11 protein-coding genes and 1 pseudogene are annotated in these 10,753 nt (G+C 60.6%); 10 read left to right on the top strand and 2 right to left on the bottom strand.

Translation table 11 applies throughout. The annotated features are described in order from the left end of the window. The first annotated feature begins 172 nt into the window (after positions 1-172). From PKO50_RS09490 to PKO50_RS09445, 10 genes and pseudogenes are all read left to right on the top strand, one after another. Entirely contained in the window at positions 173-1,294 is a 1,122-nt protein-coding gene (locus tag PKO50_RS09490) for a hypothetical protein (protein ID WP_275629491.1), read from the top strand. 846 nt (positions 1,295-2,140) lie between these two features. Beyond that, complete coding sequence (locus PKO50_RS09485) at positions 2,141-2,524, top strand: RAQPRD family integrative conjugative element protein (protein WP_275629490.1); 384 nt, start codon at positions 2,141-2,143, stop codon at positions 2,522-2,524. Beyond that, entirely contained in the window at positions 2,521-2,754 is a 234-nt protein-coding gene (locus PKO50_RS09480) for a TIGR03758 family integrating conjugative element protein (protein WP_275629489.1), read from the top strand. The genes PKO50_RS09485 and PKO50_RS09480 overlap by 4 nt, the downstream gene beginning before the upstream one ends. An 11-nt stretch (positions 2,755-2,765) precedes the next feature. Then, the gene (locus PKO50_RS09475; RefSeq protein WP_249919366.1) at positions 2,766-3,125 is read left to right on the top strand and encodes a TIGR03745 family integrating conjugative element membrane protein; all 360 of its coding nucleotides are present in this window, start codon (positions 2,766-2,768) and stop codon (positions 3,123-3,125) included. Between the two features lie 10 nt (positions 3,126-3,135). Beyond that, a complete protein-coding gene (locus tag PKO50_RS09470) occupies positions 3,136-3,531 on the top strand; it encodes a TIGR03750 family conjugal transfer protein (protein WP_061561446.1) in 396 nt (131 codons plus the stop codon). Continuing rightward, positions 3,528-4,202: a PFL_4703 family integrating conjugative element protein gene (locus PKO50_RS09465; protein WP_275629488.1), complete on the top strand. Its 675-nt coding sequence runs from the start codon at positions 3,528-3,530 to the stop codon at positions 4,200-4,202. The genes PKO50_RS09470 and PKO50_RS09465 overlap by 4 nt, the downstream gene beginning before the upstream one ends. Beyond that, the gene (locus PKO50_RS09460; protein WP_275629487.1) at positions 4,199-5,086 is read left to right on the top strand and encodes a TIGR03749 family integrating conjugative element protein; all 888 of its coding nucleotides are present in this window, start codon (positions 4,199-4,201) and stop codon (positions 5,084-5,086) included. The genes PKO50_RS09465 and PKO50_RS09460 overlap by 4 nt, the downstream gene beginning before the upstream one ends. Next, a pseudogene (locus tag PKO50_RS09455) lies at positions 5,076-6,496 on the top strand (TIGR03752 family integrating conjugative element protein). The gene PKO50_RS09460 and the pseudogene PKO50_RS09455 overlap by 11 nt, the downstream one beginning before the upstream one ends. Next, a complete protein-coding gene (locus PKO50_RS09450) occupies positions 6,477-6,911 on the top strand; it encodes a TIGR03751 family conjugal transfer lipoprotein (protein ID WP_275629486.1) in 435 nt (144 codons plus the stop codon). The pseudogene PKO50_RS09455 and the gene PKO50_RS09450 overlap by 20 nt, the downstream one beginning before the upstream one ends. Further along, entirely contained in the window at positions 6,911-9,772 is a 2,862-nt protein-coding gene (locus tag PKO50_RS09445) for a conjugative transfer ATPase (RefSeq protein ID WP_275629485.1), read from the top strand. Before PKO50_RS09450 ends, PKO50_RS09445 begins: the two co-directional genes overlap by 1 nt. 13 nt (positions 9,773-9,785) lie before the next feature. Here the strand turns inward: PKO50_RS09445 and PKO50_RS09440 are convergent, their stop codons facing one another. Both PKO50_RS09440 and PKO50_RS09435 read right to left on the bottom strand, forming a co-directional pair. After that, entirely contained in the window at positions 9,786-10,310 is a 525-nt protein-coding gene (locus tag PKO50_RS09440) for an RES family NAD+ phosphorylase (protein WP_275629484.1), read from the bottom strand. Then, positions 10,307-10,678: an antitoxin Xre/MbcA/ParS toxin-binding domain-containing protein gene (locus tag PKO50_RS09435; protein WP_275629483.1), complete on the bottom strand. Its 372-nt coding sequence runs from the start codon at positions 10,676-10,678 to the stop codon at positions 10,307-10,309. Before PKO50_RS09435 ends, PKO50_RS09440 begins: the two co-directional genes overlap by 4 nt. Positions 10,679-10,753: the final 75 nt, after the last annotated feature.

Here is a 10,753-nt window from a genome sequence, read left to right as displayed (position 1 = left end):
TTAGCAAAACCGCAAAACACTTTCCTATAAATTGCAAAAGAATTTTCGAAGCTCTTAAACTCTCAGAACATTGACTCAGATCAATTTTTAACCATTGAAATCTCCTTGTCACAGTCTATGTTTCCCGACGCAACATCTCAAAACACAGCGGGAAAAACCCAAGGAGATCCGCATGAAACTGACCATGATATGCGAGGGCGGCTACATATCTAACAACAATTTCAATAGCGTGCTTTCTGGAGTCGGAAGCAACACGCTATTAGTACTATCAAATGCACAAGCAAACCCCGTCGGCGGACTTGCCCCAATTATCAGCGCTGCCGGAAGCAGACACCTCTCCCTCCAAATTGACGGAACAAAAGCATCTGAATCACAGGCAATACAGATTATAAACTCAGCCTCAGGATCTAACACAAGCATAAACATATCTTCTATTACCAGCCAAACCACGCAAGCTGTCAAAAATATCACTCAAGCCGGAGCCAACAAAAAGCTTTCAATTGGCATTGACTGCGCAACGGCATCACAAAGCGACGTGACGAACGCCATTAGTGCAGCGACCAGCAGAGGTCTGTCTTTTTCAGTCGACTCATTAAATGCACTAACTACTGCCGGTGTCACTGCCGTATTTCAAGCAGCCCAAGGAAAGACCTTTACTGCATCACTAGATGGAAAAAACACTTCTGGAAATAAGCTCAAAGAAATAATTAATGCTGCGAACGGTTCTGCCGCATCATTGAGCGTAGTCAATGGATCCTACATACCGATGTCGGACCTACTGTCCGCCATCACACTGGCGGGCAACCGAAGCCTCAGTCTAGAGTTCAATGCAACGCTTATCACCGCCCAGAATCTCAAAAGCCTTGCTGCTGCTGCCACTAACTCAACAAGTCTAATTATCGATATAGCGCAGGGTATAACTGCCCCAAACCTAGTTGACATAATCAACACCTCAGGAACCAAAAAGCTCTCCATAAACTTCAGTGCAGAGCAAGCAACAAATATACAAATGCAGGACGCAGTGGGCGCAGGAACCTCCGGAACCTACATATCGATTTCTGCTGCCCAAATACCTCAGCTAAGCGTAATGCTTGGGATGATTTCCTCATCTGGGCACACAAACCTCTCCCCAAATTACAATGGAGCCCAATTAGTAGTTACGCCTACTGACGGAAATTGGGTAGTACGAGCGCTACAAGCCGCGCAGCCTACAACTCAAATAGTAGTGAGCTCCGTAGGGCTAACCAATTTCACTCTAAGCCTTATACTTGACATACTTAGCGCTGCTGGTTAAAAGTACACATTCAGGCTTCCAAATCTCAAGGGTCCGCCCCATGAAACATTCAAAGATCTCTTTCGCAATTGGCATCTTCCTTCTTTCCAGCAATTTCGCTGACGCTTCATCAATGAGATGCAGTCGTGGAATTGCTAGCGAAGGAGATACGAGGCAGGAGGTAATAGATAAATGTGGCGAGCCCATCAATAAAGAGATTTGGGAGCCTGGGGTTCGAAACCAAAATACGAAAACCCCTAAAAAAGGCGCTGCTCATGTTGAATTCTGGACTTACGGACCTGATGGAGGTGTATACAGGAAGCTACGCTTCATTGATGACCGGCTAGTGCAAGTTGAAATAATTTGGAAATAGCCACTCTCATTTCAATTTCTCTATTGAGCATATTAACAGAAGACACCATTACAGAAGGATAGAATTCCGAGCAGCACCTTCATGACACCAAACAGCTTCACCTCTGCACCGAGACAGGTTGAAATTACCACTCCGAACCCAGCCGCATGTTTCGTTAATACAATTTCGCCGATACTCCGCCAAAATAGATGCTTTAGAGCCCCACAACCTTCTAAGCATCGAATTAATTACATACCACTCTCTCGAACCCCCCAAAAAACCATCTACGAAACGCTCCTGAAACCTCAAATCCCCCCTAAAATCCGAATTACATCGCAGTCCCTCCACACTTTTATTCGCCCCATTGCCATCCGAACTCCCCCTATATCTTTCTGATACCTCAGGAAATAATGATCATCCAGCAATCCGGTGACACACAGAATCCGATTGCTTGAGGCGAAACGACACGCATCTGGAGAGCATCACGCCATTCCTCCACCACCGTGGACAGGTCAATGTCGATGCGATCCTACGCTCTAGTCAGCAAGCAGAATTCTTTCGACAGGCTACTGGTACTTCTACTCAGCCTCGGCAGTCTGGGAATTTCTGCGCAAGCCGGCGCAGCCGGCTCCATGCCAGAGCATGAGCGCCTCACCATCGCCCTGCGCCAACTCGACAGCATCGAACGGCTCGTTGCGACACAGACTGAGCAGCCGCTCAACGAGCGGACTCGCTACTACTTCGACTATGCCCGCCTGAACGCCGATCTGGAGCGCATCCGCGCCGGCATTCACGGTTATCTGTCCCCCTCCCGCGCTCAGCCGCGCGATGCCAGCCAGCTCTTCGGTGATTACCGCCAGGCCACCGTTGTACCCGCGGACACAGGGGGCACTCCATGAACGCCGCCCAAGCCAGCGCATTCCAGGCCAACAGCGGCCTCACGCCGTCAGGTGTCTCAACAGTACTCCTGTGCACCGTCTTCGCCACGCTACTGCTGTGGAGCGCCTGGGCGCTCCGCGGCGCCTACAGCGGCTGGGCCGAAGCCCAATTGTCCCAACGTCAGCTTACAGGCGTCATGGTGCGCATCATGGCCCTGTATCTGGTGCTGACCTTCTTCCTGCTGTCGTAGAGGTCGTCGCCATGAGGTCCTTTCTTCGTGTGCGTCTCAGCCATGTTGGTCGCTGGTCAGGGCTGTCCGTAGTTGCCGCCTTGTCATCCTTCGCCCAAGCCGACCTGCCTACTCTGGAAAACCCATCTCGGGGCGCCGGCTCCGGCATCCTCGAGACGCTGCGCAACTACGGCTATGACATCGTGATGCTCATCGCGCTGTTGGTGGTCGCCTCGATGTTCGTGGGTGTGTGCTACCACGCCTACGCCCGCTACGCGGAGATCCACACCGGCCGCGCCACCTGGGGTCAGTTCGGGCTGACGGTGGCGGTCGGCGCGATGCTGCTGGTGGTCGGCATCTGGTTGCTGACCGAAGCCACCGGCGTGCTGTGACCCTCCCACCATGAGCGACGATATCCGCGCGGACGGCACAGTGGCCTTCCTGCCCCATCGGCTCAACCGCCACCCGGTCGTGGTGCGCGGTCTCACCGCTAACGAACTGTGGGTGTGCGCCGGCTCCTCAGGCGCAATCGGCCTGCTCTGCGGGATTCCACTGGCTATCGCCTGCTCGACCCTCGCAGTGGTGCCCTCTGCGATGCTGCTGGCCATCACGGGTGGGATCTTCGCGGGTGGTGGCGCGCTCCGCCGTATCAAGCGCGGCCGTCCTGAGACCTGGCTATATCGGCAGTTGCAATGGTGGACCGCTACGCACCTGCCCCATGCTGCAGCCTTCGTCGGCGGACACACACTGGTGACCCGCTCCGGCCATTGGACGACGCGCAGGAGCCGCGCGCCATGAGCCGGTTCAAGAACGAGGTCCTGCATCTGCAGGCACACATTCGCACCCTGCGTACCGGCGCCAGTGCGCTCACCGCGCTGGCCCTGGTCATGGGTATTGGCTGGTGGAGTGCGCCACGCAACCTGACGATTCATGTACCACCGGACCTGCGCTCGGGCAGTACCCGCCCCTGGTGGGAGGTACCACCGGAAAGCGTGTACGCCTTCGCCTTCTATGTCTGGCAACAGCTGCAGCGCTGGCCTACCAACGGCGATGACGACTACCCCCGCAACCTGTATGCCCTGTCGAGCTACTTCACCCCTGCCTGCAAAGCCTTCCTGCAACAGGACTACCAGTATCGCCGCAACGCCGGCGAACTGCGCCGCCGTGTGCGGGGCATCTACGAGATTCCCGGTCGCGGCTATAGCGACAACCCGACCCTGCGCGTGCGCACGATTTCCAACCAGGCGTGGGTGGTCACCCTGGATGTCACCGCTGACGAGTACTACGCCTCGGAACAGGTCAAGCGCGCCCTGGTGCGCTACCCGCTGAAGGTCCTGCGGCTCGACGTCGATCCACAACGCAATCCGTTCGGCCTGGTCATCGACTGCTACGAAGGAGCCCCGCAGCGTATCGCCGCTCCGATCGACTCCGCACAGACCGCGCCCCCGCCACCGGAAAACGTCCCATGAGTCGTATCCCGCTAACTATCGCCGTGCTCGCGCTGGCCGCCTTCAACTCCGCCAATGCCACCGAGATTCTGCGCTGGGAACGCCTGCCTCTGGCCGTCCCACTGGTAGTCGGCCAGGAGCGCATCGTCTTCATCGACCGTAACGTCCGCGTCGGTGTCCCCGCCTCGCTGGGCAACCGCCTGCGCGTACAGAGCGCTGCCGGCGCCATCTACCTGTTGGCAAACGAACCGATCAAGCCCATACGCCTGCAACTCCAGGACGCCGATACCGGTGCAGTCATCCTGCTCGACATTGCGGCTGAACCCACACAGGACAAGCAGCAGCCACTGGAACCGGTGCACATCGTCGAAGAGCCAACCGCCAACCCCCGGTACGGCGTCGCCTCGGCGGCCAAAGAGCCTACCGAGACCGGTGACTCAGCAGCGCCTCTACCCAAGCACGAAACACCACTCCCAGTGGTGCTGACCCGCTATGCCGCGCAGAACCTCTATGCGCCGCTGCGCACCGTCGAGCCCGTGCCCGGCATGACTCGCGCCAACCTGCCAGCAGGGATGCCGCTGGATACCCTCCTGCCGACCTTGCCGGTGCAAGCCCAAGGGTTAGCCACCTGGCACCTGGACAATCTCTGGGTCACCGCCGTGCGGCTGCGCAATACCAGCCCACGTTGGTTCGACCTGGACCCGCGATCGCTCCAGGGGGATTTTCTGGCAGCAACTTTCCAGCACCCCACCCTGGGCCCCGTCGGCACGCCCGAGGACACCACCGTCGTCTACCTCGTGACACGCGGTCACGGCCTGGAGCGAGCGTTGCTGCCGACTCTCTCCCCCATCGATGCCTCGCTCAACCAACCGGCGACGCAAGACAGAGGCCACGATGCGCAGTAATGGCCTACTCAAGTGGCTGATGATCCCGATGCTCCTGCTACTAGTATTCGTCGGCGTCAAACTCTTCTCCGGCCGCGGTGCTACACCCCCTCATCGGACGCCAGCAGCCGCCTCACACCAGAGGAAGCCAAGGCACTCGGCATCGAGGGCGACACGCCGCGCGACACGGTGGCCACCCTGGTTGCGCAGGTTCGCCAACTGCGCACCGAACTGCAGACCGCGCTGGCCGACAACAAGACTCAACGCGAAGAGAATACACACCTGCGCCAACGGGAGAGCAGCATCGATCGGCGCATCCAGAGCGCCCTCGAGAGCGGACGCAACCAACTGCGCGAGGACCAGGACCAGGTTGCGAACGAACGCCAGCGAACTCAGGGCCTGCTGCAGGAGCTACAACAACGCCTCGACGGCATCGGCGGTGGCAAAAGTAAGTCCGCGGACCTACCGGTCGGGCTGGGCTTGGAGCCCGGGGATGGCGAGGAGACCCTGCGCTGGGTAGAGCCAGATGACACCCATGACGACAAGCATCGTACCGGGAAGAACACCTTGGGCTCCGCCTTCCCCACCAGTTTCGGCCCAGCGCAGAAGACACTCGAGACGGCAGCCGGCACCGCGCTCGACGCGGGGCGTCAGGCCGCTGGCGTACCGGCAACGCAGGCGGTCTACACCCTCCCCACCAATGCCACGCTGATCGGTTCGATCGCCATGACGGCACTGATTGGCCGAGTCCCGGTGGACGGCACGGTCAACGACCCCTACCCCTTCAAAATCTTGATCGGTCCGGACAACCTCACCGCCAACGGCATCGATCTTCCCGACGTCGCCGGCGCCGTGATCAGTGGCACCGCCTCCGGGGATTGGACGCTCTCCTGCGTCCGCGGCCAGGTGCGCTCGGTCACCTTCGTGTTCCAGGACGGCACCATTCGCACCCTTCCGGAAGACCACGGGCGCAATACCACCTCGCAACGCGCCGAGAACAACGGCACCACACAAACCGGCATTGGCTGGATCAGCGATCCCTACGGCATTCCCTGCGTCAGCGGCGAGCGGCGCAGCAACGCCCAGCAGTACCTCGGCAGCCAAGCCCTGATCACTGCTGCGGGAGCCGGCGTCGCCTCCCTGCTCGACACCAGCAGCGGGCAGCTCTCCTACGTGAATAGCAACGGCGCCATCGGCACCGTCGGCATCGGTGCCAACGAGGCCATGGGCCGCATCCTCGCGGGTGGCGTGCAGGACATGTCGCAGTGGGTCAACAAATTGTATGGACAGGCCTTCGCCGCCGTGTACGTCAAGCCCGGCGCCAAGGTCGCCGTACACCTCGAGGAGCCCCTGACTATCGACTACGCACCGGCCGGCCGACGGGTCGACCATCGCCTTGGAGGAACGCCCCATGCGCAGGACCTGGATTGACGGACCGGCGCTGCTGGCCATCACGCTCATCCTTGCAGGCTGTACGACTAGCAAGGAAGAACTGCTGCCACACGACGACGCCACCATGCTCGACGTCTGGAATGCCGGTACAGGCGGCAGCGCCGGCGGCGGCCAGGCAGCCCGGCAGTTGCTCGATGCGCGCCAGTCGCTGCGCCGCCCTCTGCAGGCACCCGACCGGCAGGCGGCAATGGCGGAACAGGCCCGCTATACCCGCACCGCGGCCAACGAAATCTATCGGCAGTTCCACCGCCTGCCCAATCCCGATCTGGTGATGTACGTGTACCCGCATCTTGCCGGCAGCGATCCCGTCCCGGTGCCTGGCTACACCTCCGTGTTCCCTCTGTACCAGCGAGTGCAGTACGCCATGCCTGGTGAGCGGACCGAGGACTACTGATGTCCTGGCCACTGCGCAAGCGGCCTTGCCGTCAGCCAGAGGGTACTGAGGCAACCGATACCTGGGCACGCCATGTCGCTGCGTTACAGGCAAAGGGCATTCCCGAGCCCGGTACAGCACTTCGGCAGCATAGGCCCGCCACCCTGGGCGACGAGCAGGCGCTCTACGACTCCGCGCCGTCATTCGCCGATCTGCTGCCCTGGGTGGAGTATCTACCAGAGTCTCGCTGCATGCTGCTGGATGACGGGCACTCCGTGGCGGCGTTCTTCGAGCTGCAGCCGATCGGCACCGAAGGCCGTGAGCCGAGTTGGCTGCTGCAGGTGCGCGACGCGCTGGAGAACGTGCTACAGGACGCGTTCGACGAACTGGATGACAATCCGTGGGTAGTCCAGCTCTACGCCCAGGACGAGGCAGACTGGGAGCCCTACCTTGGCACGCTGCGCGACTACATCCAGCCCCGAGCCCAAGGCTCGGCATTTACCGAGTTCTACCTACGGTTCTTCCGCCACCATCTGGGCGCTATCGCCAAGCCCGGCGGGCTGTTCGAAGACAAGACCATTACCCGCCTGCCCTGGCGTGGCCAGATCCGCCGTACCCGCCTGGTCGTCTATCGTCACGTTGGCCAAGCCGCCGCTCGCCGAGGACAAACACCCGAACAGGCCCTCAACCTGGTCTGCGATCGCCTTACCGGAGGCCTTGCCAATGCTGGTGTGCGCTGCCAGCGAATCGACGCTCCGGACATCCATGCCTGGCTGCTGCGCTGGTTCAACCCGTACCCGACCTTGCTCGGCACCGCACCCGCCGATCAGGAACGCTTCTACGCACTGACCCGCTACCCGCAGGAGCAGGAAGCCGGCGAGATCGAGTTGGCCAGCGGCACCGATTTCGCTCAGCGCTTGTTCTTCGGCCAGCCACGATCCGATGTATCCCAAGGCACCTGGCACTTCGATGGATGGCCACACCGCGCCATAACCATCGACCGCCTCCGTACGGCACCGTCCACCGGACACCTCACCGGCGAGACGCACAAGGGCGATGCCATCAATGCGCTGATGGACCAGATGCCGGAGGACACGATCTTGTGCCTGACGCTGGTCATCACTCCGCAGGATGTCCTAGAGGCGCACCTCAACCACCTGGCCCGCAAGGCGGTCGGTGACACCCTGGCATCCGAGCAGACCCGGCGCGACGTGCAGCAGGCTCGTGGACTGATCGGCAGCGCGCACAAGCTCTTTCGAGGTGCCCTCACTTTCTACCTGCGCGGGCGCGATCAGACTGAACTGGAAGCTCGTGGTCTGCAACTCGGCAATGTGCTGCTCGGTGCCGGCCTGCAGCCTGTGCGGGAGGATGATGAGGTAGCCCCGCTCAACACGTATCTGCGCTGGCTCCCCTGCGTCTACGATCCGGGCAAGGACAAGCGGCAGTGGTACACCCAGCTGATGTTTGCCCAACACGCGGCCAACCTGGCCCCTTTATGGGGGCGCAGCCAGGGTACAGGACATCCAGGCATCACCCTGTTCAACCGTGGTGGCAGCACGCTGACCTTTGATCCGCTGAACAGGGCCGACCGGCAAATGAACGCCCATCTGTTCCTGGTTGGCCCGACTGGCTCAGGCAAGAGCGCCACCCTCAACAACCTGCTCAACCAGGTCATGGCGGTCTACCGCCCGCGGCTATTCATCGTCGAGGCTGGCAACTCGTTCGGCCTGTTCGGCGATTTCGCTGCCCGGCTGGGACTGACGGTGCACCGTGTGAAACTCGCGCCCGGCGCAGGTGTGAGTCTCGCGCCGTTCGCCGATGCCTGGCGCTTAGTTGATACGCCGAGCCAGGTACGGACGCTCGATGCCGAGGCGCTCGATGACGACAACAACTCGGCCAACGAAGGCGACGAGCAGCGCGACGTGCTCGGCGAGTTGGAGATCACCGCGCGACTGATGATCACCGGCGGCGAGGACAAGGAAGAGGCGCGCATGACGCGTGCCGATCGCAGCCTGATCCGCCAGTGCATCCTCGATGCGGCGCAACGTTGCGTCACCGAGCAGCGCACGACACTTACGCGTGACGTGCGGGACGCGCTGCGCGAACGCGGCCGCGACAGCACGCTGCCGGAGACCCGACGCGCGCGACTGTTGGAAATGGCAGACGCAATGGACATGTTCTGCCAAGGGGCGGATGGCGACATGTTCGACCGCCCAGGGTCGCCGTGGCCAGAGGCCGACATCACCATCGTGGATCTGGCCACCTATGCCCGCGAGGGCTACAACGCCCAGCTTTCGATCGCCTACATCTCGCTGATCAACACGGTGAACAACATCGCCGAGCGCGACCAGTTCCTCGGCCGCCCGATGATCAACGTCACCGACGAAGGGCACATCATCACCAAGAACCCGTTGCTCGCGCCTTATGTGGTGAAAATAGCGAAAATGTGGAGGAAGCTCGGGTTGTGGTTCTGGCTGGCCACACAGAATCTGGATGACCTGCCCAAGGCCGCCGAGCCGATGCTGAACATGATGGAATGGTGGCTCTGCCTCAGCATGCCGCCAGACGAGGTGGAAAAAATTGCCAAGTTCCGCGAACTCACGCCAGCCCAGAAGACGTTGATGCTCTCCGCACGCAAAGAGTCCGGCAAGTTCTCGGAGGGCGTGATCCTGTCGCGCAGCATGGAACTGCTGTTTCGAGCCGTTCCGCCCAGCCTCTACCTCGCCCTAGCACAGACCGAGCCAGAGGAGAAAGCTGAACGCTACCAGCTCATGCAGCAATACGGCATCAGCGAGTTGGATGCAGCTCTTCGGATTGCAGAAGCCATCGACCGGGACAGGGGCATTGCACCCTGTACTGGTATGACGGGACTCGGGCACTGAGCGCGCAATCGCCTCATCGATTTATCAGGCGCTGCAAGGCTCCGTCCGGATCATAGACTCGCAGTTGCGCCGCAGGCCGGGACGAGCTGTGGTAGATCACTAGGTTGGTTCCACCCGGCCTCGCCTGCGAAGGAAACAGAATGCCATCCAGCCCAGCGGCAACCACATCGTCAGCCATGTACCAAGTAGGCGGCTCGACCGACTTGTCGAACCACTCCGCTCGCCAGTCCACCGTGTAGTCAGCCCAGAGCGGCGGCCAGCGATCCGGATCGAAACCGGCACTCAAGTCAGCGACGCGCAGGCCGTTGATGAAGAACGTGCAGATCGTGCCCGGACGCAGCCACGGGTTGTCCTGCTTGTATTCGGCCAACGCCGTCGACTCATCCAGCGCCAGGTACAGCGCCTCCTGGTCCGGACGGTTGAACCGCCCTCCTTGGCGCGCCGCTCCCATCCCGGACAAGGGCGTGCCGGCATAGGCCGGCACGATGACTCGGTAAAAGGCCTCGTCGCCGTCGGCGCCGAGCGTTTTCGAGATCATCCGGCCGCACCACCGGCAAAGGATTCGAGGTAGGCAATGACCGCATCGGCGCGACCTTCCTGGATCAGGGTATCCGCGGTCTTGTAGCCAAACGCACGCAGCGGTTCATTGCGCAGCAGAAAGACCGCCCGATGGACGTCGCCGGTCATCTCGGTGGCCACCGCCAGCACTCGCACCATGTCCTGCAGGTACTTCTGCAACTGCGGCGCCTGGGGCCGAGCTGTCGGAGTATTGCGATGCACATGCGCACGCTCGGCCAACTCCTGGACCCGAAATCCAAAGAAGTCACCCACCTTGGACGGAGACAGGTAGGGCGTGTTGGGCTCGCGGAACCGCTCGACAAAGGGTTCTTGCAGCACAGTATTCATCTGTCGAACTCCTGACGCAGAGAGCATGCACTTATTTTGCACCTAAAATGAACCCTCGGCAAACTCATCCACTTC

It is taken from the genome of Pseudomonas sp. 273, from assembly GCF_029201425.1.
GTDB lineage: Bacteria > Pseudomonadota > Gammaproteobacteria > Pseudomonadales > Pseudomonadaceae > Pseudomonas > Pseudomonas delhiensis.
The sequence above is the reverse complement of the archived record's forward strand: the minus strand, read 5'-3'. Positions and strand labels throughout refer to the sequence as shown.

What these genes read in the sequence shown, in the direction of transcription:
- PKO50_RS09490 (WP_275629491.1), top strand. Translation starts at nt 173, where the DNA reads ATGAAACTGACCATGATATGCGAGGGCGGCTACATATCTAACAACAAT.
- PKO50_RS09445 (WP_275629485.1), top strand. Translation starts at nt 6,911, where the DNA reads ATGTCCTGGCCACTGCGCAAGCGGCCTTGCCGTCAGCCAGAGGGTACT.
- PKO50_RS09460 (WP_275629487.1), top strand. Translation starts at nt 4,199, where the DNA reads ATGAGTCGTATCCCGCTAACTATCGCCGTGCTCGCGCTGGCCGCCTTC.
- PKO50_RS09450 (WP_275629486.1), top strand. Translation starts at nt 6,477, where the DNA reads ATGCGCAGGACCTGGATTGACGGACCGGCGCTGCTGGCCATCACGCTC.
- PKO50_RS09440 (WP_275629484.1), bottom strand. Translation starts at nt 10,310, where the DNA reads ATGATCTCGAAAACGCTCGGCGCCGACGGCGACGAGGCCTTTTACCGA.
- PKO50_RS09475 (WP_249919366.1), top strand. Translation starts at nt 2,766, where the DNA reads ATGAGGTCCTTTCTTCGTGTGCGTCTCAGCCATGTTGGTCGCTGGTCA.
- PKO50_RS09470 (WP_061561446.1), top strand. Translation starts at nt 3,136, where the DNA reads ATGAGCGACGATATCCGCGCGGACGGCACAGTGGCCTTCCTGCCCCAT.
- PKO50_RS09485 (WP_275629490.1), top strand. Translation starts at nt 2,141, where the DNA reads ATGTCGATGCGATCCTACGCTCTAGTCAGCAAGCAGAATTCTTTCGAC.
- PKO50_RS09465 (WP_275629488.1), top strand. Translation starts at nt 3,528, where the DNA reads ATGAGCCGGTTCAAGAACGAGGTCCTGCATCTGCAGGCACACATTCGC.
- PKO50_RS09480 (WP_275629489.1), top strand. Translation starts at nt 2,521, where the DNA reads ATGAACGCCGCCCAAGCCAGCGCATTCCAGGCCAACAGCGGCCTCACG.
- PKO50_RS09435 (WP_275629483.1), bottom strand. Translation starts at nt 10,678, where the DNA reads ATGAATACTGTGCTGCAAGAACCCTTTGTCGAGCGGTTCCGCGAGCCC.